Origin of the sequence: Mycobacterium sp. E183, assembly GCF_001667735.1 — a bacterium.
GTDB lineage: Bacteria > Actinomycetota > Actinomycetes > Mycobacteriales > Mycobacteriaceae > Mycobacterium.
Genome location: NZ_LZJN01000106.1, coordinates 45,331 through 70,630, shown reverse-complemented (window position 1 = coordinate 70,630; position 25,300 = coordinate 45,331). Strand labels below are relative to the sequence as shown.

Here is a 25,300-nt window from a genome sequence, read left to right as displayed (position 1 = left end):
TCTCAAAGGGAACGTCTCAAAGAGAACGAAGTCTCACAGAATGGAGGCACCCGTGGCCAACGAACCCGTGCTCGACAAGGTCGACCGACTTCAGCGCTCCAGCCGCGACGTCACGACGCTACCCGCCGTCATGTCGCAATGGCTGTCGACCGTCCTACCCGCCGGTGCGAACCCGGAGGTCACCGTCGAAAGCGGCGTCGACTCGACGGGGATGTCCTCGGAAACGATCATCCTGACCGCCCGCTGGCAGCAGGACGGCGAGCCTGTCGAGCAGAAGCTGGTGACCCGGGTCGCCCCCGCCCCCGAAGACGTGCAGGTCTTCCCCACCTATCGGCTTGACCACCAATTCGAGGTGATCCGAAAGGTCGGCGAAATCACCGACGTCCCGGTCCCGCCGGTGCGCTGGCTCGAGCCCACCGGCGAGGTGCTGGGCACGCCCTTTTTCGTCATGGACTACGTCGACGGGGTGGTGCCGCCCGACGTCATGCCCTACACGTTCGGCAACAACTGGTTCGCCGACGCCCCCGCCGAACGCCAGCGCGAACTGCAGGACGCGACCGTCGGGGTGCTGGCCAAGTTGCATTCAATCCCGGACGCCCAGAACACCTTTGGCTTCCTGTCCGACGGGCAAAACGGCGACACCGCGCTGCGCCGGCACTTCAACTGGGTGCGGTCCTGGTACGACTTCGCGGTGCCCGACATCGGCACCTCACCGCTGCTGGAGCGGACCTTCGCCTGGCTGGAGGAGCACTGGCCGGCCGAACAGGCCAGCCGCGAGCCCGTGCTGCTCTGGGGCGACGCCCGGGTGGGCAACGTGCTTTACCGCGACTTCTCCCCGGTGGCGGTGCTGGACTGGGAAATGGTCACGCTCGGACCGCGCGAGCTCGACGTGGCGTGGATGATCTACGCCCACATGGTTTTTCAAGAATTGACCGCCCTGGCCGGGCTGCCCGGACTGCCGGAGGTGATGCGTGAGGAAGACGTCCGCGCCACCTACCAGCGGCTGACCGGCGTGGAGGTCGGCGACCTGCGCTGGTTCTACGTCTACTCGGGTGTCATGTGGGCCTGCGTGTTCATGCGCACCGGCGCGCGCCGGGTGCACTTCGGCGAAACAGAGAAGCCCGACGATGTCGAATCGCTGTTCTACCACGCCGGATTGATGAGGCGTTTGATCGGAGAGGATCAGTAATGCTCGGACCGCTCGACGAGTTCCCCGTACATCAGATCCCGCAGCCGATCGCGTGGCCGGGCTCCTCGGACCGCAACTTCTACGACCGCTCCTACTTCAACGCCCACGACCGCACCGGAGACATCTTCGTCATCAGCGGCATCGGCTACTACCCCAACCTCGGTGTCAAGGACGCGTTCTTCCTCGTCCGGCGCGGGGACACCCAGACCGCGGTGCACCTGTCCGACGCGATCGACCAGGACCGGCTGAACCAGAAGGTCAACGGCTATCGGATCGAGGTCGTCGAGCCGCTGCACAAGCTGCGGCTGGTCCTTGACGAAACCGAGGGCATCGCGGCCGATCTCACCTGGGAGGGGCTGTTCGACGTCGTGCAGGAGCAGCCGCACCTGATGCGGTCCGGCAACCGGGTGACCCTGGACGCCCAGCGGTTCGCCCAGCTGGGCAGCTGGAGCGGTCGCATCGCCGTCGACGGCGAGGAGATCGCCGTCGACCCCGCGACCTGGCTCGGCAGCCGCGACCGGTCCTGGGGCATCAGGCCGATCGGCGAACCTGAGCCCGCCGGGCGACCCGCGGACCCGCCGTTCGAGGGCATGTGGTGGCTCTACGTGCCGATGGCGTTCGAGGAGTTCGCCATCGTGCTGATCATCCAGGAAGCGCCCGACGGCTTCCGCTCGCTCAACGACTGCACCCGGATCTGGCGCGACGGCCGCGTCGAGCAGCTGGGCTGGCCGCGGGTGAAGATCCACTACCGGTCCGGCACCCGCATCCCGACCGGGGCGACGATCGACGCGACCGCCCCCGACGGCACGCCGGTCCACTTCGACGTGGAGTCCAAGCTGCCGGTGCCCATCCACGTCGGCGGCGGCTACGGCGGCGACTCGGACTGGCTGCACGGCACGTGGAAGGGCGAGAAGTTCGTCGAACGGTTGACCTACGACATGACCGACCCGGGGATCGTCGCGCGGTCGGGTTTCGGCGTCATCGACCACGTCGGCCGGGCGGTGTGCCGCGACGGCGAGCGCGAGCCGGTGGAGGGTTGGGGACTCTACGAGCACGGCGCGCTGGGCCGCCACGACCCGTCGGGATTCGCCGACTGGCTGACGGTCGCCCCCTAGGCAGCCCGCGAACGTCGACTTGTCGGAGATTTTCGGGCCATCTCGCGCAACAAGTCGACGTTCGTGGGTGTCGGGCATTCGCCCTACGAAATCGCAAGAATTGCGGTTGACTGTTCCCCGTGCCAAATCCGCCGTGGATCGTCGACGTTGTCGTGGTCGGTGCAGGATTCGCGGGGCTTGCCGCGGCGCGCGAGCTGGCCCGCCAGGGTCATGACGTCGTGGTCTTCGAAGGCCGCGACCGCGTCGGCGGTCGGTCCTTCACCGGCAGCGTGGCCGGGTTGCCCGCCGATCTGGGCGGCACTTTTGTCGGACCCACCCAGGACGCGGTGTTGGCGTTGGCCGCCGAGCTCGACGTCCCGACCACTCCTACCCATCACGACGGCAAGAACGTCATCCATTGGCGCGGCTGGACGCACTCTTACCGCGGCACCATTCCCAAACTCTCGCTGACCGGGCTGCTCGACATCGGCCGATTGCGTTGGCAATTCGACCGGATCGCCCGCAGCATCCCGGTGGACGCCCCCTGGGACGCGCGCCGGGCGTCCGAGCTCGACGACGTCTCGCTCGGCGGCTGGCTGCGCTCGGTGCGTGCCACCGCGTCGTCGCGTGACCTGCTGGCGATCGTGTCCCGGGTGACCTGGGGGTGCGAGCCCGACGACGTCTCGATGCTGCACGCGGCCCGCTACACGCACGCCGCCGGCGGCCTGGACCGGCTGCTCGACGTCGAAAACGGCGCCCAGCAGGACCGTTTTCCGGGCGGCACCCAGCAGATCGCCGAGGCCGCGGCGGCCGAGCTGGGCACCCGCGTGGTGCTGGGCGCGCCGGTCCGCCGCATCGACCGGCACGGCGCGGGGGTCACGGTCACCACCGACGTCGGCCAGGCCGAGGCCGGATTCGTGGTGGTCGCGGTCCCGCCCGCCCACCGCGCGTCGATCGAGTTCGCTCCCCCACTGCCCGCCGAGTATCACCAACTCGCGCGGCATTGGCCGCAGGGCCAGCTCAGCAAGGCCTATGCGGCCTACTCCACACCCTTCTGGCGGGCCGACGGCTTCTCCGGGCAGGCGCTGTCCGACACCGGACCGGTGTTCATCACCTTCGACGTCAGTCCGCACGCCGACGGGCCCGGCATCCTGATGGGGTTCGTCGACGCGCGCGAGTTCGACGAGCTGGCCCCCGAGCAACGTCGGCACGCGGCGTTGAGCGGCTTCGCCAGGTTGTTCGGCGACGACGCGCTCAAACCGCTCGACTACGTCGACCACCGTTGGGGCGCAGAGCAGTTCGCGCCCGGCGGCCCCACCGCGGCGGTTCCTCCGGGATCGTGGACCCGATTCGGGCCGTTCCTGCGCGAGCCCGTCGGCCCGATTCACTGGGCCGGCACCGAGACGGCGGACGAATGGACGGGATTCCTCGACGGCGCCGTGCGGTCCGGCCAGCGGGCGGCCGCCGAGATCACCGCCCTGTTATGAACTGATCCGCACGTCCGGGATCACCGATTCCGCGAGCGCCCGCAAATGCCGATTCACCTCGCGCGGGTGTTCCAGCATCGAGCAGTGGCCGCCGGGCAGCTCGACCAGGCCGACGACGTTGGGCGCCGTGCCCGCGATCCGGCGGGCCTGGCTGATCGGGGTCAGCCGGTCGCGTTCGCTGCCGATGACCAGCGTCGGGACCGTCAAACCGTCCAGCTCCAGGTAGCGCGACCCCAAGGCGGCGACCAGCATCCTGGCGCAGCCGGCGCGCCCCGCGGGTGACGTCTGTTCGAAGAACTGGTGCACGATCCTGGCGATGCCCGGGTCGGCCTCCTTGCCCACCGCCAGCATGCCGACCAGATAGCGGCTCGGAATCCGGGCGGCGGTCGGGATCGGGAACCCGCCGAACGCGTGGATCAGCGCGCGGGCGGCGGCGACTCGCGCGGGTGACAGCCCGTGCGGCACCGACAGCAATTGCACCTTGCGGACCAGATCCCCGGTGGTGGTGTTGATCAGCGCGACGGCGTCCGCGCGGCGGCGAACCATGTGCCGGTACCGCGCCGACCACGCGGCGATGGTGATGCCACCCATCGAATGCCCGGCCAGCACGGCGCGCTCGTGCGGCGCCAGCGTCGCATCCAGCACCGAATTCAGGTCGGAGGCAAGGTGTTTCAGGCTGTAGCCGTCGCGGCGGGGCATACCGCTGCGCCCATGGCCGCGGTGGTCGAAGGCGATCACGCGGTAGTCGTTGGCCAGGTCCGCGATCTGGTATGCCCAGGCCCGGATGGCGCACGTGATGCCGTGCGTCAGGACGATGGGGTAGCCGTCGGCGGGCCCGAAGACCTCGGCGTGCAGGCGGGTGCCGTCGGTGGCCCGGACGCTCACGGTCTGGCTGGGGGGCAACACCTCGGGATAGGGGTCGATCACGCGAGCCGATCGCCGAGCACTCATCGCCGCTCCCCCATTCAACTCGGCCTCGTCGCCGCAGTTAAGGACTGTCGCAAGTTTATCCCCCACGTCCGTTCGGATTCGGTAAATCCGGCAAACCGTTTCTCGTATGAGACGCTAACACCCGTGTACCCGATGTCCCGTCGGGAATTCATCGCGGCGACCACCGGTGTGGTGGGCGGCGGACTCATGGCCGCGTGCGCCCCACGGCGTCCGCCGCCCGCGCGGCCGCCCCCACCGGACACCCGGTCGATCCTTGTCGTCGGGGCCGGGATGGCCGGCCTGTCCGCCGCTCGTGTCCTCGCCGACGCGGGATGGCCGGTGCGGGTGATCGAGGCCCGCGACCGCATCGGCGGCCGCATCCACACCGACCGCGATTGGGGCGCAGCGCTGGAGATGGGAGCGTCGTGGATCCACGGCACGGCGGACAACCCGTTGCTGGAGCTGGCGCGGCGGGCGCAGGCTCAGCTGGTCACGACCGACTATTACGGCTGGGCCAAGCTGGTCGTCGATCCCAAACTCCCACCGCTGGACTATGACCCGACGCCGTGGCGCGCGTTCGTGGAGCGGGCGCGTTACCAAGTCGACGCTGGCAGCCTGGCGGCCGCCGTCAACGCGGCGGCCGTCTCCGAGGGCCTTTCGGCCGCGGACCGCGCCCAGCTGGCCTTCTACCTGACCACCGAGATCGAGGACGAATTCGCCGCCGACGCGGATCAACTGTCCGCCATCACTTTTGACGAGGGCGATTACACCGGCGGCGATCAGGACGTCATCACGAACGGCTATGACGCGCTGCCGAGGCTCCTCGCCGGCGGGCTTCAGGTCGAGTTGAACACACCGGTGACCGGAATCGCGCAGCGCGACGACTCCGTCACCGTTCGCGCGAAAGATCGGTCGTTCCAGGGCCCCGCCGTGATCGTCACCGTCCCGCTCGGCGTGCTGAAAGCCCGTGCCATTACGTTCGATCCGCGCTTGCCGAGCCGCCACAGCCACGCGGTGGACGCCCTGGGGTTCGGGGTGCTGTCCAAGAGTTTCTTCCGCTTCGACCGGCGCGGCTGGACGGTGGACAACGCCTTCTATCAGTACCTCGCCGCCGACAGCGGCACGTGGGCGCAATGGTTCACGCTGCCCGCCGCCGCGGGGCCAATCGTGTTGGCGTTCAACGCCGGCGGGCGCGGCCGGGCCGTGGAGTCCTCGGCCCCACAGGATCTGATCGCCACCGCGAGGCCCATCACCCGCCGCCTGTTCGGCGACGCCGCGCCCGTGGAGGTCAAGACATCGGATTGGAGCGCCGACCCGTATGCGCGCGGAGCCTACTCCTTTCATGCGCCCGGCTCCGGCCTCGACGACCGGCGCCGGTTGCAAGAACCGGTCGGCGACCGGCTTTATCTGGCCGGGGAGGCGGTCGGCGTCAACAACCCGGCGACGGTGCACGGCGCCATGGCCAGCGGTCGCTACGCCGCTGACCAGTTGATGCGCCGATTGGGCCGCTAGGACGCGAGCCCGCGGAGTCGCGTCGCCGTGTCGTGCTGCGGCTCGTGCTGCCGGGCCGGGCCCGATACCAGCCGCCGGCGGGCCGTGGTCGCGCCTTCGATGTGCGCCAGGGCGGCATCGACCGAGTCGGCAATGGGCAGGCAGTGTTCGGGCAGCACCCGCGTGAGCCGGCGCAGCGCCGCGCCGCTGACGATGCAGCAGCGCAGCTGGGCTTGCCGATGCTCCTCGTTGAGGGCGAGCAGCGCTCGAAGGCCCGAACCGGCAAGGAAATCCAGGCCGGTGAGGTCGAGGACAAGCGGGGCCCTGAGCCGAGAAAAGCGCCGAATCGCCTCGGCGATCAGGTCCGTGTTGGCCGCATCGATTTCTCCCTCGACGCGTAAGACCGTGGCGGTGCTGCGGGCGTGAACGTGGATTTGCACTCCGGCGCAATCGATTTGGTAGCGGCTACGGGGCTCCCCGAGCAGCTCGGGCGTATGTCGATCGGGTGTACGTAGATCGGGTGAAGCAGTCATGTGAATGTGCGCCCTTCAGGCTTGATAAGGCAGGGCGAGCGACGACGGTGTCCGTTTGGCGCCCGTTGATAACGGCAGCTGGGGACTCAACCTGACCCAAGCCTACCGGCAATGGCGACGGGCGGTGCTCATAACCGGCCACCCGCCCTCGGCCGCGCGACCCGGATTCGCCTTCAACCAGGCGTTTTCACCTACGGCTCGCCGTGCGAAAAACATCGTTCGGCGCGTCGGCTTGGGACCTGGCGATTCAAAGCGGACCGCGGATCTGACCTGCGGCTCAGCGGCGTGTCGCGATCACGACCCCGCGGTCAGGTGCCGGAGGGTGGTGTGCGGGCTCTGACCGTAGGTCTGCCGGTACAACACCGCGAATCGGCCGGTGTGCGCGAAACCCCATCGCTGGGCGATCTCCGTGACGGTGGCGTGGGATGGCGTGGCGGCCAATAAGTCTTGATGGGCCCGGCTGAGGCGGACGCGGCGGATGTATTCCGTTGGGGTGCTGCCGAGTTGGCGGCGGAAGAGGTATTGCACCGCCCTGGGCGTGAGGTGCACCGCGGCCGCGACGTCGTTGATGCTGACGTCCCCGCCGGCGTGTCGATGGATGAAAGCCACTGCGTCCTTGAGGGTTTCGGGCAGTGCGGGCTCATTGGCCAGGTCCAGCTCCGTGACGTTGGACGGGTAACATTCCAGCAGCGCGCCGGCCAGCAACGGGGCCAGCCCCGCGACCACGAGTGGCTGGTCAGCTGTGTCCGGTCCGGCCAGGGTCAAGGCGACGTAATCCAGCGCCCGGTGCCACGCCCGCACGGCGGCGCGCGAACGCGGGCGCCAATCCGAAAAATGAATCTGCCGGGCTGGCGGGGCACCCCAGTCCGCGGCGACCTTGTGCAGCACGTCGGCGGCCAGGCTGACCACATCGAACCGGGCGCCGTTGCACTGCAACACGCACGGCATGCCTTGGGCGACCAGCACCGGGAAATCCACCGTCGCGGGCGGCCCCCCGGCGACGCTCATCGAGCCCCCGCGGGGCTGGATCACGATGATGCTTTCGGAGGCCACAATCTCCAGCGAGACGCGGCCCTGGATCATCACGTCGTCGACCGTCGCGGCGCCCGCTTCGCACCGCCGATGGGAGACGGCCGACCGGCTCGTGAGTCCGGCGATGCGCCAGGCGGGGTGGTAGGCGCCGGCCAGGAACTGCCGCGCGGCCCGCGGATCGACGGTGCGGAACTGGTCGCGCCGAAGTGCCGAGCCCGGATCCCGGGCTTGCCGCACAGCATCGCCCATGCGGCTGGGGTCGGTTTGGTCCGTAACGGGCAGTCGGCCGACCGCGCCGGCCACCTCACCGGGGCCGGTGTTGTCGGTAACGCTCGTCAAGGCGGTCATAGTCGGCGCTCCCCCAGGGTGTTGCGCGCTGCCCTCATTGCATCACCGGATGCCCGATGACTGCAAGCGTTGCGGCATCCAAGTTGTGGAACCCGCCCGTTGGTAGATGTTAAGGCAGTCGAGCGCGATCCGGTCCCAGGCATATCGAGACAGCGCACGACTGCGACCGGCAGAACCCATGCTCATACACTGAAACCTCTGCGCGAGAAGGCTTCTCAACGCGGCTGGCAACTGGGTGGGAGTTTCCGGGCGCAGCACGAGGCCGGTGACGTTGTCCACCACGGCGTCCCTGAGCACGCCGACGCCGTAGGCCACCACCACCACGCCGCAGGCCATCGCCTGTAGCACCGCGGTGGCGCGTGGAGGTTGTCGCGGGGTGCAGGCGACCACATCGGCGGACCGCAGCAGCATCGCCAGTCGATCGCCGGAAACGGTGCCCGCAAACCGGACCCGGTCGGACACCCCCAACCCGGCGCCGAGAAGTTGTAGTTTGAGCCGCGCCTCGTCGCACTCACGATTCGAGGCTTCCGTCTCCGCCAGCACCAGTTCCGTGCCCGGGACCCTGGCCAGCGCCCTGATGACAATGTCGAAGCCGTTGCACGGCTTGGGGTTCGGCGCAAGGCACACAATGCGATGCAGGTCGGTGCGGGCCTGCGCCGGGCCGCTCGAGTTGTATCGCTCGACGTCCACCCCGCTTGTCAAAGCGGATACGCGGGCCCGGCTGCGGCGCAGCCTGGCGAGCGCGTCGACGTCGTCGGAGCTCTCACCGGTGACCCAGTTGGCGCTGCGAGCCAACAGCGGTTCGACGCGGAGCCGTTCGCCCTCCGCCGGCGCGCCCATGGGCGAGGGCGCCGCGCCCGCGGTGGCCAGGCCCAGGAAACTCTGGACGGCCGGCACCCCTTGGCGCCGTGCGGCCAGCTGGGCGGCCAAACCGCCCAGCCACCCGTACGCGTGCACGACGTCGGGCGCCTCAGCGGACCACTCGTCTGCGAGCGCCCCCGCCCAGTCGCCGACGTAGGGCAGCACGTCCAGGTCCGAATTCGTCGACCGCGGCCCGACGGAGATCGACACTGTGCGGTGGCCGCAAGTTCCGATCCCCGCGGGCCGCCGTCGGTTCTGCCGGACGAACCTGGTGACGGCATTTCCGCGGGCCGCCAGTGCGGCGGACAGTTCCTGCGGGTCGTCACCGACAATGTCGTCGCCGCTGACGATCGCAATCCTCACTTCAACCCCGTTGCGTCGCCCATGGCGTGATGGCGTACCCGGCCCCATACCGGCGAAACCGTGGCGGCGCGGGGCTTCGCCTGAAGCGCCGCCGTTTCGCATGGCGGATAGCCGCGGTGGGGCGGGATCGTTCGCCGGACTGTGGTGTGGTCGTCGATTTGGAAGACTGAAAGGGTGGCCAGCGACCCGCATCGGCCCGCCGTCGAACTGGTAGTCCTGTTGTCGTCGGCGGGGGGGTTGGACGCGCTCTCGACGGTCCTCGGTGATCTGCCGGGCGATTTCCCGGCCGCCATCGTCGTGCAGCAGCACCTCGGCGCCCACGACAGCGTCCTCCCGGCGATCCTTCGGCGGCAGACCGCACAGCAAGTCTGTTGGGCCCACGACGGGCGGCCCCTTTGCCCGGGTCAGGCGGTGGTCTGTCCGCCGGGGATGCACCTTGAACTGACGCCGGACGGCTGCTGTCGCCTGCGCCCGATCAGGGATCTGGGCGTGCGCCGCTTCGACGTGCTGCTGCGGTCGGTCGCCGCCTCGTACGGACCGCGCAGCGTCGCGGTGGTGTTGTCGGGCTCCGGGCAGGACGGGGCCGCGGGTACCTCCGCGATGAAGCGGGCCGGCGCCATCGTCATCGCGGAGAGTCCGGAGACGGCCCTGTACACGTCGATGCCCGTGGCGGCGGCGCGCGCCGGCGCCGACCTCGTGCTGCCGATCCACCAGATCGGCCGCGTGCTGACCGGCATCGTCGAGGGAGCGCCGCTGCCCGAACCGCCGCCGCACCACGGTGGCGACCGGTGCGGGGCGGAGGACGTCGGCGAACTGCCCGAACTCCGGCGCAGCGACCTGGTGAACACCGCGGCGGGCCGGGCCGACCTGGCGCGCGAACGCGCCGAAGAGCTCAGCCGTCGACGCAGGGACCTATCCGCCGGACTCGGCGCCACCACCGAATCGGTGGCGATGGCGCGACGCAGGGCCGCGGAGTCGCGGCGGCGCGCGCAGTTGGCGCACCAGGCGGCCGAGGAAGCGGCCGCGCGGTGGGGCCACTGACGCGGCTAGCTCACGACCTCCATGAGCAACAGGGCGCCCCCGACCGTGCCCTCACCCGACCGGAACGACGTGCACGTGACGCGCACCCGGGTCGGGCGCCCCCGGCGGTTGATCGCGTCGACTTCCGTCTCACCGGAACTGTCGGCGTCGACGAACGCATTGCCGATCAAGGACCGCACGCTGTCCAGGGGCAGGCCGATGTCCAGGGCGGTCAGCCGGGTTCCCACCGCCTCCTCGGACCGCAGGCCCCACAGCTCTTCGCACCCGCGGTTCCACAGGATCACCTTCATCTCGCGATCCACCACCACCATGCCCATCTGGACCGAGTCGACCAGCGAATCGAGGAAGACCTTCGCCTCGTCGAGTTCGAGGCTGCGTTCCCGCAACATGTCGTTGATGGTGTGCAGTTCGTCGTTGGTGGACTGCAGCTCCTCGTTCATCGTCTCGAGCTCTTCGTTGGTGGACTGCAGCTCCTCGTTGGTGGTCTCCAATTCCTCCACGGTGGACTGCAATTCCTCGTTGGTGGTCTCCAGTTCCTCGTTGGTGGACTGCAACTCCTCGTACGCCACTTCCAGCTGGCGATTGGTCTGGACCACCTTGTCCAGCAGCGCGCGCGTCGCGCTGACGTCGAAGAACACGATCGACACGCCCAGCAGCCCGTTCTCGGCGTCGACCAGCGGATTGACGTGGATCTCGAACCAAACGGTCTCGGCGCCCGGTCGCTGCCACTTGACGTCTTGGATGCGCGCCGAGCGCCGCTCCACCTTGGCCTGCTCCAGATAGGCGCGCAGCTCGACCGGGCGGTAGGAGACTTCGAGGTCGCGCAGCAGCCGGCCGATGTCGCGGGCCGAGAGCCCGAACAGCGCCTCGGCCTGCTGGTTGATCATCGCGACGGTGTCCTCGCCGGTGATCACGATCTGGGCCACCGGGCTGGCGCGGAAAGCCAAGTCACGCACCGTCGTCAGGCCCGTGAGGTCGACGTTGCGTTCGTAGAACGCACCGGCGGGGTCGTAGCGCTCGACCCCGCTGTGGCTTCCGACCGCCTTGCGGAAGATGCGGTGCTTGAGGTTCAGCGGCGTGAACCGGTCGCCGTGGCTGAGCAACATCTCGGCGTGCCCGAGGAACAGCGTGCCCTGCGGTGCGAGCGCAAAGTGCAAGCGGCCCAGGACGTTTCGCTGAGTCTCGGCGTTGAGGTACATGAGCGTATTGCGGCACACCAGCAGGTCGACGCGGGAGATGGGCGCATCCTTGACCAGATCGTTGCGGCCGAAGATCACCGCGCGGCGCAACTCCTTCTGAAACACGTAGCGGCCGTTGACCTGTTCGAAATAGCGCGCCAGGAGATCGGGCGGCACCGACTCGACGGCCTTGGCGTCATAGGACGCCGCCCGCGCCTCGGTCAGCGCGTCCTCATCGATGTCGGTGGCGTAGATCTTGACCCGTTGCCGGAAACCCTCGGCGCCCAGCGCCTCGGCCAGCAGCATGGCCAGCGTGTAGGCCTCCTCGCCGGAGGCGCATCCCGCGCTCCACACCCGAATCGGATCGCCGGGACCACGCTCGGCCAGCATCCGCGGAATGACCTCGGAAGCGATGTACTCCCACGCGTCCGGGTCGCGAAAGAAGGCGGTGACGTTGATCAGGATGGTGTTGAACAGGGCCGCGAATTCGTCCGAACTGGCCTGCAGAAAGTCGAGGTATTCCTCGAATGTGCTGTAGCCCGCCTGATCCATTCGGTGGCGGACCCGGCGCATCAGCGACGTGCGCTTGTACCCCGTGAAGTCGAAGCCCCGCGAATCGCGCATGTAGCGCAGCAGGGCCTCGAAAGCCTCGTCAGTCGTGCCGTCCATTCAAGTCCCGTCCGCATCGAGCCTGGCCGAAGGACTTGAACACTACTCGCGGTCGTCAGAATCGATCGTCGTGACCGACCATCGCCCAGACGGTCTTGCCGGACGAGGTGGGGGTGGCGCCCCACGTCCGGCACAGCGCGGAAACGATGGCCAGACCGGACACGGTTTCCGCGCCGCGCCGGCCGTCCTCGTGCCGGACCGGCAACTGGTCGCTGGCGTCCTGTACGGCGACGGTGACGGCCTCGCGATGGCTTTCGACGATTAGCACCGGGGCACTCTCGGTGTGGTGGAGCACGTTTTCGATGAAGACGGTGGCCACGGTGGTCGCGATGGGAATCACCGCGCGCCGGTCCCATTCGGTGAGCCAGTCGGTGACGACGGTTCGGGCCATCCCCAGGGTGCCGTCCGAACGGGGCAGCTCGGTGCGCGCGCGGCGCCTGATCTGCAGCGCCCGGCCGCGCACGGCATCCAGCGCCAGCTCGCGGCTCGCGTGGACGGGCACGTAGCGGGCCACCCCGACCCCGATGATCGCCCGCCGGACGGACGGTTCCGCGGACACGAGCAGGATGGGTACGTCGGGCCAGGTGCTGACGTGCCAGCGAGCGCTGGTGAAAACGGTCCAGGCAGAGGCCGTCGGCACGGTGAGCCGGTCGACGTCGACGATGACCGCGCGGGGCTCGTCCAGCGCGGCCTTGATCACGATGTCGCGCAGGCCGCGATACGTGGAGCTGTCCAGCACGCCGTCCGCCACCAGGATCGGCATGTCCTGTTGTTCTTCGGCGGCGATGCGGATGGCCGACTCAGTCACCGCCATCACCGCCGTGCGGAGCGGTGGCCGACAACCGGTCGCTGAGCACCGCCAGCGCCCGTTCGGTTTCTTCGGCGAGGCCGCTGTAACGCATCTTCAGGGGACCGGGTCCAGCCTTGTCCGCCAATTGCCGCGCCAATCGGGCCTTCTCCTGCAGGCTGCGCAGCGCCACCCACAGCGCGCCGTCGACCTCGGTGTCCCGCGCGGCCAGCAGCGCGTCGGCCGTCCAGGCGTGCCCCACCTGGCAGCGGAAGTTGCCTTCGCTGATGGACACCAGGGAGCCGTTGCAGTCCGGGCAGGTGTACCCGGACGGGGTGCCGAGCTGTTGGGTGTCGAAGTCGGTCGAAAACCGCGACATCATGGCGATCCGGTTTTCGAGCTCCATCGCGGCGTCGCGTTCCATGTTGGGGTCCTTGGTCTTCTGGTGCGACAGCTCTTTGAGGACCGCGCCGATGTCGGCGGCCGCCGCATCATGATCCAGCACGCCGGCGTCGCGCGCGTTGGCCGGCATGGCGGGGAACAACGCGTCGTCGGGTGATTGGCCGATGGTGGTACCGCCGCGGGACCGAATGGCACCCAGGCCGAGCACACCGTCGTCGAGCACGCCCGAGAGCACGACTCCGATCGCGCGGGGCCCGAATGCCAGGGCGACCGAGCGGAACAGCGCGTTGATCGCCGGCCGGTGCCCGTTCTCGGTCGGGCCCTGCGAGAGGACCACGCGGTGGTCGGCAGCCAGCAGATGTCGATCGGGCGGGGCGACGTAAATTCGCGCGGGTTCGAGTTTGGCGCCGTCCTCCGCGGTGACGGCCGGCAACGGCCCGCTGCGGTCGACGATGCGAGCCAACACGCTCGGCGCGCCGGCGGGAATGTGCAGGGTCACCAGGTAGGCGTACGGCACATCGGCGGACAAACCCGCCGCCAGCTTCGACAGCGCCTCCACTCCCCCCGCGGAGGCGCCGATCGCCACCACGCCACGCAAGCCGCCGGATTCGTCAGTCATCACTTTCGACTACCCGCATCAATAGTAGGTATTCAACTCCGCAGTAGGTATTCAACTCCGCGCGGGATAGCTGTCGGGGATTCGCAGACCTGGGTTTTCACCGCGGCCGCGGCGGGCACCCTGAGTTGTCTGGTCGCGGACAGGAGGGTGAATCATGCCGAACTCGTCGATCAAGAACGAAAAGTTGTACAAGGACCTGCGCAAGCAGGGTGACTCCAAGGAAAAGGCGGCCCGCATCTCCAACGCGGCCGCCGCGCGGGGCAAGTCCTCGGTTTCGCGCAAGGGCGGGAAGTCCGGGTCGTATCAGGACTGGACCGTCCCACAGTTGAGGAAGCGGGCGAAAGAGCTTGGCATGTCAGGGTATTCGAACCTGACGAAGGACAAGCTGGTAGCCAAGCTGCGCAATCACTGAGTGAGGCCGAGCCGCTCGGCCAGCACCAGGAAGGCGACCGCGTAATCGTTGTCGGCGGTGCGCGCCCGGATCCGCTCCCAGTCCAGCTGCTCGCGGACGGCGCGCACGGCCGGCAGCAGCCTGGCGAAGTCGCAGTAGTGCTCGCCCAGGGCGCGAAGTTGCTGGACGAGCACCATCGTCGGCGGTAGCACGGGCATCCTGACGGCGAGCACGTCGTGCTGCTCGGCGCAGTCCAGCGTGGACGACTCCACCCGCACGCCGTTGAGGCGGTGCAGCACATCCACCACCGTGTCGCCGGTGCGCGCCTTGAAAAGCCAATCCTCCGGGGGACGCTCGATGGCGAAGCCCGCATTGCGCAGCGTCGCGACGGCGTCCTCCACGTCCGACTCGGCCACCACCAGGTCCACGTCATGGGTGGGCTCCGGCGCACCGTAGGCCCACAACGCGTAGCTGCCCGCCAGCGCGAAGCGGGGGCCGTTCTCCTTCAGCGCCGACGCGGCGCCGCGCAGCGCTTCCCGCAGCTGCATGCTGGAAGCGGGTGCGTCGACGTGGGTCTCGATCGGTCCCATGGTGCCCAAGTCATACCCGGCCGACGGCCAGTGCAACCTGCGCTAACGCGGCCGGAGATTGGTAAGCCCGTTTAATCTGCCCCCAATTGGGAAAATCTTTCGAGGTGTCAACCGCTTGGCTCGGCGCCTACGAAGCCGCCGCCGTCGTAATCCCCGCCTGCAACGAGCGGGCGAAGCTGCCGGCCTGCCTGCGCGCCGTCCTCACCGCCGCCCTGTGCGCCCCCATCCCGGTCACCGTCGTTGTGGTGCTTGACGACTGCGACGACGGCAGTGCCGAGTTGGCCGGCGAGTACGGGCCCGATGTGCACTTCATCAGCGTCGAGGCGCACAACGTCGGCACGGCGCGGGCGGTCGGGTTCGGTTACGCGCGGTCGCTGGTCGGGGACCCCGACCGGTGCTGGTACGCCACCACCGATGCGGATAGCAGAGTCGACCCCGACTGGCTGGTGCACCAACTCCGGGCGCGGGCCGACATGGTGCTGGGCGTGGTGCGAGTCACCGACTGGCGCCACCACGGCGCCGAAGTCGTCAACCGCTATTTGCAGTCCTACCAAGCGAACCCGCTTTACCGGCGCGACCAACACGACCACATACACGGCGCCAACATGGGTTTCAGCGCACGGGCCTACTGGCGCGTCGGCGGCTTTCGCACGCTCGCCTCCGGCGAGGATTCCGACCTGGTCGAGCGGTTCGAGGCCGCCGGCTACCGCGTTCACCGCGACACCGAACTCTCCGTCATCACGTCGGCGCGAACCCAGGCTCGGGCGCCACACGGGTTCGCTCACCACCTCAGGCAACTGGGGAGATCGGCGGCGGGTGATTGCGCGTGACGGCGGGACTGGTCAGGCATTGGCTGGAGTCGGAACGACTCGAGCTCCCACTGCCCGCCTCCGGGCGCACCGCCGAGCGCTGGCAACGGCTCTCGTCGCTGGCCGAAGAGAACATCGTGGCGGCCAGGGTCGCCGAAGCGCACGTCGATGCGGTCGCGATTCTTCACGAGTTGGGCGGTAAGCCACCGGAATCCGGCCAACTGTGGGGAGTTTGGGCCGCGGAGTCCCCGGACGCGGTGCTCACCGCCACCGACACCCACGGTGCATTCACACTCGCGGGCACCAAGGTGTGGTGCTCGGGCGCCGGGTTCTGCACCCACGCTCTGGTGACCGCCCGGCTGGAGGACGGCACGCGGGGGTTGTTCGCCGTCCAGGTGACTGACGGGAGCGTGAAACCGCTGCCCAGCACCTGGTGGAACGCCGGCATGGCCGGCAGCGATACGCGGCCCGTGCAGTTCACCAACACCCACGCCGTCGCGGTCGGCGACCCCGGCGACTACCTGGACCGGCCCGGGTTCTGGCACGGCGCGATCGGGGTGGCCGCCTGTTGGCTCGGGGGCGCACGCCGCGTCGCAGATCCGCTATACCGTTGCGCTAAGAGCGAATCCGCCGATGCCTATTCGCTGGCCCATCTCGGCGCCGTCGACGCCGCGCTGGCCGCCGGCGACGCGATGCTGGCCGCCGCGGCGGCGCAGGTCGACGCCGACCCGTTCGACCGTACCGGCACCGCTCAACTGCTGGCCCGTCGCGTGCGCACGGTGGTGGAGCACGCGGTCGATGAAGCCATCACCCGCACCGGCCGCGCCTTGGGCCCGGGGCCACTCTGCCAGGATGGTCGGCACGCCCAACGGGTCGCCGACCTGAGCATCTACATTCGGCAAAGCCACGCCGAGCGCGACCTCGCCGAGCTCGGGCGGCTCGCGGGCAGCCAGCGTTGAGGACGCCGTGAGGACCGCGCCGATCAGCAACAGCGCCAGGTTCGCGGCCAAGCCGCTGACCTCCGGCGGCACCCCAGCACCCCTGTGGCTAGCCGCGTTTGAGCGCGCTCCCCTGCCCGCGCTCGACCTCGCCGGATGCCGACGCCTGATCGTCGTGGCGGCCCACCCCGATGACGAAACCTTCGGCCTGGGCGCGACCATCGCACACTTGGCGGCGGCGGGGGTCGACGTCCGGGTGGTGTCGGTCAGCGACGGCGGTGCCGCCCAGCCGGGCGCGACGCTGTCCGGCCGGATTCGGCTGTCCACCACCCGTCGATACGAACTCCGCAGGGCCACAAGTATTTTGGGTTCCGCTCCGCCGGTCCGGCTAGGATTGCCCGACGGCGAGCTGGCCAACCACCAGGATCGGCTCACCGAGGCGTTGGTGGGGATATTGCGGACGGCGGGCCCCGACACCTGGTGCGCCGCCACCTGGCGAGGCGATGGACATCCGGACCACGAAGCCGTGGGCCGCGCGGCCGTGGCGGCATGCGTGCGCACCGGCGTCGCGTTGCTGGAATATCCGGTCTGGATGTGGCACTGGGCCGCTCCGGCCGACCCCGCGGTGCCGTGGGACCGCGCCAGATCGGTTCCCGCCCCGGGTTGGGCCGTCAACCGCAAACGCCAAGCGGCGCAGTGCTATCGGAGTCAGTTGCGGCCCGGTCGCGGTGAAACACCACCCGTCTTGCCGCCGTTCGTCCTGCAGCGCCTGCTCACCGTGGGGGAAGTGGTCTTCCGGTGACCACGCGGCTGCCCGACGCCTACTTCGACCGGATGTACGTCGGCACCGACGATCCCTGGCAGCTCTCGACGCGGTGGTACGAGCAACGCAAGTACGCGATCACCCTGGCGCTGTTGCCAGCCCTCCGGTATCGGCACGCCTTCGAGCCGGGCTGCTCCATCGGCACGTTGACCGCGCGGCTGGCGGAGCGCTGCGACCACGTGACGGCCGTCGACGTCGCCGATGCCGCGCTTCGCGGCGCCGACGCCCGCCTGCGGCGGGCCGGCTGTCGCGACAGGGTGACGCTGACCCGGTCGTCGCTGGACGCGGCGTGGCCCGCGGGGCCGTTCGACCTGGTGGTACTCAGCGAGGTCGCCTACTACCTGGCGCCTGAAACACTCACCGCGGTGCTGCGTCGCGAATTTCCCCGGCTGGAGCGCGGCGCAATGATCCTCGCCGCGCATTGGCGTCACGACGTGACCGACTACCCACTCACCGGCGACGCGGCCCACGCCGTCATCGCGGGGACACCCGGGCTGACGTCGCTGGGCCGCTACCAGGATCACGATGTCGTCATCGAGGCGTTCGACACCGGCGACGGAAGGTCGGTGGCAGGACGCGAAGGGGTGCCGGGCGTGCGCTGAATCCGCCGCCGACGCATGACAGTGCGACCCCGAGAGTGGCTAGGAGAAATGGGTAGGAGAAACCCTATGCGCGTGGCGACCTTCAACATCCTGCACGGCCGCACCGTCGGCGACGGGGTGGAGGTGCAACGGCTGCGGGACTGCGTGCGCCGGCTCGATCCCGACGTGCTCAGCCTGCAAGAGGTCGACTGCGATCAGCCGCGGTCCGAGCGGGCCGATCTCACCGCGGTGGCGGCCGAGGCGATGGGCGCCGTGGAGCACCGGTTCGTGGCCGCGATCTCCGGCACGCCCGGGGCGACGTGGATGGCCGCGACGGGTCGAGAACAGCCCGGGACCGCCGCCTACGGCATCGCGCTGCTGTCGCGGTACCCGGTGACCAGCTGGCAGGTGGTGCGGCTGCCCCGCATTCCGATGCGCTTTCCCATGTACCTGCCGGGTCCCAACCGGGTGATGGTCGTCGACGAGGAGCCCAGGGCGGCGGTCATCGCACGGATGCGCACCCCGATGGGCGAGCTGACGGTAGCCAACACCCACCTGTCTTTCGTGCCCGGCTGGAATCGGCGTCAGCTGCGCCGGCTGGTGCACGACCTGCGCGGCTTCCCGGGCCCGCGGCTGCTGACCGGGGACCTCAACATGACACCCAAGACCGTGCGGCGCTGGTCGGGCATGCGGGCGCTGGCGGCCGCGGCGACGTTCCCCGCGCACGCCCCCGACCGCCAGTTGGACCACATCCTGACCGACGATCGCGGACTGCGCGGCAAGGCCGTTACGGCCGAGCCGATGAACATCTCCGATCACCGGCCGCTGGTCGTCGACCTCGTGCATTCGTGAATCGCCGGCCGGTTATCCCATCGCGCTGAGCCGGCGCTTGACGCGCGCGATCTCGTCTACCGAGGGCAGCGCGTCGGTGACCCGGGTGATTTCCACCCCGACGTCCACATTGGAGATCGAACGACACGTCGGGACCAGCAGTTTCGTCGCGATGGTGGCGACCTCGTCGTCGGACACCCGGCGCGGCAGCAGCGCTAGCACCGGCGAGTGGCCGAGGGCGGGGGCACCGCCCGGGTAGCCCGCGCGCAGGAACGCGACGATGCTCAAGACGCGATCGCTCAGGCCCATGTTCCACCTCGTTCATCCGGTCGTAGCCAGGAATAACCGGCCCGCGCGGTTTGAAACCCGGCACGCCCGCGAAAGCGAAAAAGGGGCCCGGCCCCTAGACGGAACCGGACCCCTTCGTCAGCGTGCTACTGGTTTTCCTTCTGACGCTCCTCGGCGGCCTTGGCGCCGGCCCGCGCGGACTCGGCTTCGGCCTCCTTCTTGCCCGCGTCGCGCTGGGCGTCGGCCTTGTCCTGCTGGGCCTGGCCCTCCTCGACCATGTCGTCGCGGCCGAGCACGGTCCCGCCGGCCTCCTTGACCTTGCCCTTGACGCCCTCGACGGCGCCCTTGACCGCTTCCTGCGGTCCGCTCTTGTCATCCCCCATGGGGTCGACCTCCCTTTTGTTTACTGTGCATCTCGCTCATACGGCGTTCCCGTCGGCCGAACCGTCAAACGCGCAGACCGCTGTGCGCGCGATCACGGAACGATTCCACCTTCAAATTGGACCGTTTGGGACGCGATCCGGTGGGTAGTAATGAGCGACCACCAACGAAAGCGGGTGAGGTTTCTTGACCACCGTCGCCGTGATCGGGGCGACCGGGACCGCCGGGTCGCGCGTCGTCGCCAGGCTCAGGGCCAGGGGCGTCGCGGTCGTGGAGGTTTCCCGCACCCACGGCGTCGACGTGCTCGACGGCGAGAGCCTGTACCGGGCGCTCAAAGGAGTCGATGTCGCGATCGACGTCGCCAACCCCGAGCCGCACGACGGTCACCCCACCGCCACCGAGACGCTGGCCGCCCGCAACGTCATGGGTGTCTGCTCCGCGCGGGGCGTGCAGCGTCTGGTGGTGGCGACGTTGGCCGGCATCGACGATCCGGTGTTCGACGGGCTGCCCTACTTCGAGGGCAAACGGGCGGCGAAAGAGATCCTTCTCGAGGGCCCGGTCCCGGCCACGGTCGTGAAGTCGACCCAGTGGTATGAATCCGCCACCGGCCCAGCGGGGCCGGTGATTTGTGACGGGAACGAGGTGATCGTGGAGGATTGGCTGATACAGCCCATCGCGGCCGACACTGTCGCCGACGTCCTCGTCGAGGCGGCCCTCGGACAGACGCACACGCCGCGCACCATCACGGGTCCCGATGCCATCCGGCTGCCCGAGCTGACCTCGAAAGTCCTTGCCCAGCAAGGCGATGGCCGTGCGGTGCGGGTGGTGCAGCCCGCCCTTCCCGCGCTCGCCGCGGGAGCATTGCTCGCCCCCGAGCGCGCGGTGGTCGTCGGGCCCGACGTCGAAACCTGGCTCCGGACGGTGCCGCCGGCGAGCACCGACGGGGACGGCGGCGGCGCCACGCTGCACCGGCCGGATTTCTCCCAGACCTGACCGGTCGTCCTTAGCCAGTAAACGAAGAGTTGCCGACGGTGCGCGGACCATTCGGTGCCGGATGCGCTGGTCGAGCGCGCTGACCACACCAGGTCACCGCGGGCCGTCGTCATTTTCCTGCGCCGACGGAGGCAACGGCGTTATGGTCACCTCAGGTTGAATCCACAGCTGCCCTCACGCGAGCGGCCGTGGGCACCGGTCGCTCCTCACTCACCCATCCGATGGGGCGACGATATGACTGCTCAACCCTACCGAGTCGAACAACGACTCCACTGCTACGAAATCGATTGCGCCGGGGCGCGACTGGACGTGCAGGCGCACGGCCTGGCCACCGTACTCGGCGTCAGCGGCGAAATCGACGCGTCCAACGCCGACCTCATCGCCAAGGCGATCCGGCGCTTCGTGCGACTGCGGGCCCCGCTGATCCTGGACTTCAGCCGCGTGGACTACCTGGGCAGCGCGGGCCTTCGTGTGCTGCTGCTCGTGCAGGATGAGTGCCGGCTCGCCCGGCTGCACTGCAGCGTGATCGGCGGTGTCGCCCTGCGTCGGCTCACCCGCCTGGTGACCGGACTCGGCCTGCCCCTGGTCGATTCGATCGGCGAGGCGCTCCAACTGATCCGCGCCTCCGCAAATGGCACGCAGCGACGGTGATTTCAGGTCACGATTCCGTCACGATCCTGATCACGAATCCTTAAGAATTGCCGGCCCGTTTCTAAGAATTCTCAACATAGCCGGGCGGATTTGACTGTTCGCTTAGTGAACGCCCGCGTTCCGTGGCCGCTTCGCGGGGTTCGCACACTTTCCGTTCCTCGCGGGCGATCACGACCACTGTTGAATTCCGCTACTTTGGTTTTCGAGGATCGGGAGCCTCTCTGGCAAGAATCAATTCGTAATTTCGAAGGACACATTCATCATGAAAATCAGCAGTATTGTCGCGCGCCGGCGGCTGGCCGGCGTCGGTGCCGGCTGCCTGCTCGGGGGGATCACCATGGGGCTCGTCGGCGCGCCGTCGGCGGCCGCAGCGCCCGACTGCAGCCCCGGCGGGGTCAACGCCACCGTCTCGTCGGCGCAGGGCTCGGCGGAGCAGTACCTGGCCGCGCACCCGGGCGCCAACGACGTGGTCAGGGCCGCCTACACCCAGCCGCGGCCGGAGGCCGAGTCCAACCTGCGGGGCTACTTCACCGCGCACCCCCAGGAGTACTTCGACCTGCGCGGCATCCTGGCACCGATCGGTGACACCGAGCGGCAGTGCAACGTCAAGGCCCTGCCGCCGACGCTGGAGTCGGCCTACCAGGAGTTCATGGCCGGTTGATCCCGGCTCGAAGCGACCCGCCACGACGCTGTGGCGGGTCGTTTCGCTTCACGTGTGAACGGCCCTCGTGACGGGTAATTGTCCAGTCAACGTGACTGGAGGGAAAGATGCGGCTGCGTCGCAGTGTGCTCAACAAGCCGGGGATCGCGCGTAAGCGCCGGGGTAAGGGCTTCGCCTATTACGGGCCCGACGGCGAGTTGCTGCCCGACCCCGAAACCCTGCAGCGCATCAAGGATCTGGTCATTCCGCCGGCCTGGAAGAACGTGTGGATCTCACCGCATCCCAATGGCCACATCCAGGCCGTCGGCGTGGACGCCGCCGGCCGCCGCCAGTACCTCTACCACACCGCGTGGCAACAGGAACGTGCCGAAGAGAAGTTCGACCGCGTCCTGGAACTGTCCACGCGCCTGCCCCATTGGCGCGCCGCCATCGCAAAAGACCTGACGCGCAGCGGCTTAACGCGTAAGCGGGTGCTCGCGGTGGCGTTGCGGCTGCTCGATCGCGGCTACTTCCGGGCCGGCAGCGAGCAGTATGCCGAGGAGAACGAGTCGTACGGGCTGGCCACCCTGCTGTGTGAACACGTGCAGGTCCGGCGCGACGCGGTGGCCTTCGACTTCCCCGCCAAGAGCGGCGTGCGGCGCACGGTGGAAATCGAGGACCCCGAAGTGGTCCGGGCGGTGCGCGCCCTCATGCGCCGGCCCGAGCGAACCGAACGACTCTTGGTGTGCCGCAACGCAACCGGATGGCTCGATGTCCGATCCGACGACCTCAACGCCCGCTTCAAGGAGTTGGTCGGGAACGAATTCACTGTCAAGGACCTGCGCACCTGGCACGGAACGGTGCTGGCGGCCACCGCGTTCGCCGACGCCGATCCGGCCGTCTCGCAGCGGGTGGCCAAGCGGGTCGAGTCCGCCGTCATGAAGGAGGTCGCCGAGGAGCTCGGCAACACCCCGGCGGTGGCCCGCGGGTCTTATGTGGATCCCCGCGTCGTCGCCGGCTACGAGCAGGGGCTGACGATCGCCGCGGCGACCCGCCGCGCCGAGCGCGCGCGTGATCCCGACGCGGCTCAGGAAATCCTGGACAAGGCCACCCGCATGCTGATCCGCCGAGTGGCCAAGGGCGCTGGCACCTCCGTGCTGCTGAAGAGCGCCTGACGCGCCGTGGGCCGGCCTCCTGCACAGGTGAGGCGCGACGAGTTGGCGCGACCAAGGCGGGCGAGCGATCGTCGTGCTGAACACCACGACTCGCTCGACCCGACCATGGCGTAAGAGGGGCTTGGGCTACGTCGGAAACGGCGCACCGCAAGGCTTTTAGCCGAATAAAGCCGACCGGCGGCGCGTTCACAGGAAAACCGACGAATAACGGCGGCGATCGTGGGTATGCCCGTCGTGTGGGAAGCGCTTCAGCCTGCCCATTCACGTCTGACTGCGGTCGAAACGGACGGCCGTGGGCCTTCGCAGCAAACCGCACGCCCCCGTGGCTTCGGCGTCGGCCGGCGTAGCTAGCGAATCGTCATCGAAAACCGTCTGTCTAGGAGGAACACCAATGGCTAAGCAAGAGGTCTCGGACTACCTGCTGGAGCGACTGCGGGCGTGGGGCGTTGAGCACGTCTTCGCCTTCCCGGGCGACGGCATCAACGGGATCCTCGCCGCATTCGGCCGCGCCGACAACAAGCCCATGTTCATCCAGTCGCGGCACGAGGAGATGAGCGCATTCGAGGCGGTGGGCTACGCGAAGTTCACCGATCGAGTCGGGATCTGCATGGCCACCTCGGGTCCGGGGGCGATCCATCTGCTCAATGGCCTGTACGACGCCAAGCTCGACCACGTTCCGGTGGTGGCCATCGTCGGACAGACCAACCGCAGCGCTATGGGCGGTTCCTATCAGCAGGAGGTCGACCTGCTGAGCTTGTTCAAGGATGTCGCGAGCGACTACGTCCAAATGGTCACCGTGCCAGAACAATTGCCCAATGTGTTGGATCGTGCCATCCGGGTGGCGATCGCTCAGCGCGCGCCGACGGCCATCATCATCCCGTCGGATGTGCAGGAACTTCCGTATTCGCCGCCCACGCACGCGTTCAAGATGGTGCCCTCCAGCCTTGGCATCGAGTGGCCGGCGGTCGACCCCGAAGACGCGGCGGTCCGGCGGGCGGCCGACCTGCTCAACGCCGGCAAGAAGGTTGCCATGCTGGTCGGCAACGGCGCGAGCGGGGCCCGCGACGAGCTGATCGAGGTCGCCGACCTACTGGGGGCCGGCGCGGCCAAGGCGTTGCTGGGCAAGGACGTGCTGAGCGACGAATTGCCTTGGGTGACCGGCTCGATCGGACTGCTGGGGACACGGCCGAGCTACGAGCTGATGCGGGACTGCGACACGCTGCTGACGGTGGGCTCCAGCTTCCCCTACACGCAGTTCCTGCCGCAGTTCGATCAGTGCCGCGCGGTGCAAATCGACATCGACGGCCGCTTCATCGGCATGCGCTACCCGTATGAGGTCAACCTGGTTTCCGACGCGAAGTCGGCACTGCGGGCGCTGATACCGCACCTGCGGCGCAAGGACGACCGCAAGTGGCGCGAGACCATCGAATCCAACGTGTCCCGCTGGTGGGAAACGATGGAGATGGAGGCGAAGGTCAGCGCCGACCCGGTCAACCCGATGCGGATGTTCTCCGAGCTGTCCCCGATGCTGCCCGACGACGCCATCGTCACCGCCGATTCCGGCTCGGCGGCCAACTGGTATGCGCGCCAATTGAAGTTCCGCGGCAACATGCGCGGCTCGCTGTCGGGCACGCTGGCCACGATGGGCCCCGGCGTGCCGTACGCGATCGGCGCGAAGTTCGCTCACCCGCGGCGGCCGGTCATCGCTTTCGTGGGTGACGGCGCCATGCAGATGAACGGCATGGCCGAGCTGATCACGATCAAGCGCTACTGGCAGGAGTGGGGCGATCCGCGGCTGATCGTGGCGATCCTGCACAACAACGATCTCAACCAGGTCACCTGGGAGATGCGCGCAATGGCCGGATCGCCGAAATTCGCCGAGTCCCAAAACCTTCCCGACGTGGACTTCGCCGCGTTCGCCGCGAGCCTGGGCCTGAACGCGATGGCCATCAAGGACCCCGAGGAACTCGGGGACGCGTGGCGCAACGCGCTTTCGGCGGACCGCCCCACCGTGTTGGACGTGTTCACCGATCCCAACATGCCCCCGATCCCGCCGCACGCCACCTGGGATCAGTTCAAGGCCGCCACCACGGCGGTGCTCTCGGGTGACGAGGACCGAGTCGGCTTCGTCAAGGTCGGCCTCAAGACCAAGGCGCAGGAATTCATGCCGCACAAGAAGTGACGA

Annotated in this window: 26 protein-coding genes; 16 read left to right on the top strand and 10 right to left on the bottom strand. The window is 68.7% G+C overall.

Going from position 1 to position 25,300, the window contains the following annotated elements; genetic code table 11:
* Positions 1-52 precede the first annotated feature (52 nt).
* The 3 genes from A5691_RS11350 to A5691_RS11340 all read left to right on the top strand — a co-directional run bounded on the left by A5691_RS11350 (position 53) and on the right by A5691_RS11340 (position 3,770).
* Positions 53-1,189 carry a phosphotransferase family protein gene (locus A5691_RS11350; protein WP_067781939.1) on the top strand — a complete coding sequence of 379 codons (1,137 nt, stop codon included), beginning with the start codon at positions 53-55 and terminating at the stop codon, positions 1,187-1,189.
* Complete coding sequence (locus tag A5691_RS11345) at positions 1,189-2,304, top strand: hypothetical protein (protein WP_067781924.1); 1,116 nt, start codon at positions 1,189-1,191, stop codon at positions 2,302-2,304. Before A5691_RS11350 ends, A5691_RS11345 begins: the two co-directional genes overlap by 1 nt.
* Before the next feature lie 119 nt (positions 2,305-2,423).
* Entirely contained in the window at positions 2,424-3,770 is a 1,347-nt protein-coding gene (locus tag A5691_RS11340) for a flavin monoamine oxidase family protein (protein WP_067781921.1), read from the top strand.
* Here the strand turns inward: A5691_RS11340 and A5691_RS11335 are convergent.
* Positions 3,765-4,721 carry an alpha/beta fold hydrolase gene (locus A5691_RS11335; protein WP_068015187.1) on the bottom strand — a complete coding sequence of 319 codons (957 nt, stop codon included), beginning with the start codon at positions 4,719-4,721 and terminating at the stop codon, positions 3,765-3,767. The genes A5691_RS11340 and A5691_RS11335 overlap by 6 nt on opposite strands.
* Positions 4,722-4,853: 132 nt before the next feature.
* Here A5691_RS11335 and A5691_RS11330 point away from each other — a divergent pair, with 132 nt between their 5' ends.
* On the top strand, positions 4,854-6,212 hold the full coding sequence (locus A5691_RS11330; RefSeq protein ID WP_068015200.1) for an NAD(P)/FAD-dependent oxidoreductase: 1,359 nt from the start codon (positions 4,854-4,856) through the stop codon (positions 6,210-6,212).
* On the opposite strand, the gene A5691_RS11325 is transcribed toward A5691_RS11330, so the two are convergent.
* From A5691_RS11325 to A5691_RS11315, 3 genes are all read right to left on the bottom strand, one after another.
* The gene (locus tag A5691_RS11325; RefSeq protein ID WP_197499052.1) at positions 6,209-6,631 is read right to left on the bottom strand and encodes an STAS domain-containing protein; all 423 of its coding nucleotides are present in this window, start codon (positions 6,629-6,631) and stop codon (positions 6,209-6,211) included. The two genes, A5691_RS11330 and A5691_RS11325, sit on opposite strands and share 4 nt — an antisense overlap.
* 387 nt (positions 6,632-7,018) lie before the next feature.
* Positions 7,019-8,005 (bottom strand): helix-turn-helix transcriptional regulator, encoded by a 987-nt coding sequence (locus A5691_RS11320; protein WP_231972888.1) that lies wholly within the window; start codon positions 8,003-8,005, stop codon positions 7,019-7,021.
* A 141-nt stretch (positions 8,006-8,146) separates the two neighbouring features.
* Positions 8,147-9,328 carry a glycosyltransferase gene (locus A5691_RS11315; RefSeq protein WP_067761055.1) on the bottom strand — a complete coding sequence of 394 codons (1,182 nt, stop codon included), beginning with the start codon at positions 9,326-9,328 and terminating at the stop codon, positions 8,147-8,149.
* A 174-nt stretch (positions 9,329-9,502) separates the two neighbouring features.
* Here A5691_RS11315 and A5691_RS11310 point away from each other — a divergent pair, with 174 nt between their 5' ends.
* Positions 9,503-10,369, top strand: a complete 867-nt coding sequence (locus A5691_RS11310) for a chemotaxis protein CheB (protein WP_082950252.1) — start codon at positions 9,503-9,505, stop codon at positions 10,367-10,369.
* Positions 10,370-10,374: 5 nt separating this feature from the next.
* Here A5691_RS11310 and A5691_RS11305 read toward each other — a convergent pair whose 3' ends face one another.
* The 3 genes from A5691_RS11305 to A5691_RS11295 are packed head-to-tail and all read right to left on the bottom strand — an operon-like array spanning position 10,375 to position 14,024.
* Positions 10,375-12,216 carry a CheR family methyltransferase gene (locus A5691_RS11305; RefSeq protein ID WP_067761056.1) on the bottom strand — a complete coding sequence of 614 codons (1,842 nt, stop codon included), beginning with the start codon at positions 12,214-12,216 and terminating at the stop codon, positions 10,375-10,377.
* A gap of 55 nt (positions 12,217-12,271) precedes the next feature.
* On the bottom strand, positions 12,272-13,030 hold the full coding sequence (locus A5691_RS11300) for an STAS domain-containing protein (RefSeq protein WP_067761057.1): 759 nt from the start codon (positions 13,028-13,030) through the stop codon (positions 12,272-12,274).
* On the bottom strand, positions 13,017-14,024 hold the full coding sequence (locus A5691_RS11295; RefSeq protein ID WP_067761058.1) for a chemotaxis protein CheB: 1,008 nt from the start codon (positions 14,022-14,024) through the stop codon (positions 13,017-13,019). The genes A5691_RS11300 and A5691_RS11295 overlap by 14 nt, the downstream gene beginning before the upstream one ends.
* A gap of 154 nt (positions 14,025-14,178) precedes the next feature.
* Between A5691_RS11295 and A5691_RS11290 the strand changes: the two genes are divergently transcribed.
* Positions 14,179-14,436 (top strand): Rho termination factor, encoded by a 258-nt coding sequence (locus tag A5691_RS11290; RefSeq protein WP_067761060.1) that lies wholly within the window; start codon positions 14,179-14,181, stop codon positions 14,434-14,436.
* Here the strand turns inward: A5691_RS11290 and A5691_RS11285 are convergent.
* Positions 14,430-15,005: a nucleotidyltransferase family protein gene (locus A5691_RS11285; RefSeq protein ID WP_067781911.1), complete on the bottom strand. Its 576-nt coding sequence runs from the start codon at positions 15,003-15,005 to the stop codon at positions 14,430-14,432. The two genes, A5691_RS11290 and A5691_RS11285, sit on opposite strands and share 7 nt — an antisense overlap.
* A gap of 104 nt (positions 15,006-15,109) precedes the next feature.
* Between A5691_RS11285 and A5691_RS11280 the strand changes: the two genes are divergently transcribed.
* From A5691_RS11280 to A5691_RS11260, 5 genes are all read left to right on the top strand, one after another.
* Positions 15,110-15,835 (top strand): glycosyltransferase family 2 protein, encoded by a 726-nt coding sequence (locus A5691_RS11280; protein WP_067761066.1) that lies wholly within the window; start codon positions 15,110-15,112, stop codon positions 15,833-15,835.
* On the top strand, positions 15,832-16,773 hold the full coding sequence (locus A5691_RS11275) for an acyl-CoA dehydrogenase (protein WP_067761068.1): 942 nt from the start codon (positions 15,832-15,834) through the stop codon (positions 16,771-16,773). Before A5691_RS11280 ends, A5691_RS11275 begins: the two co-directional genes overlap by 4 nt.
* Positions 16,774-16,780: 7 nt before the next feature.
* Positions 16,781-17,554 carry a PIG-L deacetylase family protein gene (locus A5691_RS11270; protein ID WP_067761071.1) on the top strand — a complete coding sequence of 258 codons (774 nt, stop codon included), beginning with the start codon at positions 16,781-16,783 and terminating at the stop codon, positions 17,552-17,554.
* Positions 17,551-18,177 carry a cyclopropane-fatty-acyl-phospholipid synthase family protein gene (locus tag A5691_RS11265; RefSeq protein WP_231968728.1) on the top strand — a complete coding sequence of 209 codons (627 nt, stop codon included), beginning with the start codon at positions 17,551-17,553 and terminating at the stop codon, positions 18,175-18,177. The genes A5691_RS11270 and A5691_RS11265 overlap by 4 nt, the downstream gene beginning before the upstream one ends.
* A 66-nt stretch (positions 18,178-18,243) precedes the next feature.
* Positions 18,244-19,008 carry an endonuclease/exonuclease/phosphatase family protein gene (locus A5691_RS11260; protein ID WP_067761073.1) on the top strand — a complete coding sequence of 255 codons (765 nt, stop codon included), beginning with the start codon at positions 18,244-18,246 and terminating at the stop codon, positions 19,006-19,008.
* Positions 19,009-19,020: 12 nt separating this feature from the next.
* On the opposite strand, the gene A5691_RS11255 is transcribed toward A5691_RS11260, so the two are convergent.
* Together A5691_RS11255 and A5691_RS11250 are read right to left on the bottom strand one after the other, a co-directional pair.
* Positions 19,021-19,296: a DUF3349 domain-containing protein gene (locus A5691_RS11255; protein WP_067761075.1), complete on the bottom strand. Its 276-nt coding sequence runs from the start codon at positions 19,294-19,296 to the stop codon at positions 19,021-19,023.
* Between the two features lie 125 nt (positions 19,297-19,421).
* Positions 19,422-19,658 (bottom strand): general stress protein CsbD, encoded by a 237-nt coding sequence (locus tag A5691_RS11250; RefSeq protein ID WP_067761077.1) that lies wholly within the window; start codon positions 19,656-19,658, stop codon positions 19,422-19,424.
* A 184-nt stretch (positions 19,659-19,842) separates the two neighbouring features.
* Here A5691_RS11250 and A5691_RS11245 point away from each other — a divergent pair, with 184 nt between their 5' ends.
* From A5691_RS11245 to A5691_RS11225, 5 genes are all read left to right on the top strand, one after another.
* Complete coding sequence (locus tag A5691_RS11245) at positions 19,843-20,649, top strand: SDR family oxidoreductase (protein ID WP_068015184.1); 807 nt, start codon at positions 19,843-19,845, stop codon at positions 20,647-20,649.
* Between the two features lie 234 nt (positions 20,650-20,883).
* Positions 20,884-21,300, top strand: a complete 417-nt coding sequence (locus A5691_RS11240; protein WP_068015182.1) for an STAS domain-containing protein — start codon at positions 20,884-20,886, stop codon at positions 21,298-21,300.
* A gap of 262 nt (positions 21,301-21,562) precedes the next feature.
* Positions 21,563-21,961, top strand: a complete 399-nt coding sequence (locus A5691_RS11235) for a heme-binding protein (protein WP_067761081.1) — start codon at positions 21,563-21,565, stop codon at positions 21,959-21,961.
* A 107-nt stretch (positions 21,962-22,068) separates the two neighbouring features.
* Positions 22,069-23,115: a DNA topoisomerase IB gene (locus A5691_RS11230; protein WP_068015178.1), complete on the top strand. Its 1,047-nt coding sequence runs from the start codon at positions 22,069-22,071 to the stop codon at positions 23,113-23,115.
* A gap of 391 nt (positions 23,116-23,506) precedes the next feature.
* Positions 23,507-25,297: a thiamine pyrophosphate-requiring protein gene (locus tag A5691_RS11225; RefSeq protein ID WP_067761087.1), complete on the top strand. Its 1,791-nt coding sequence runs from the start codon at positions 23,507-23,509 to the stop codon at positions 25,295-25,297.
* The last annotated feature ends 3 nt before the right edge of the window (positions 25,298-25,300 follow it).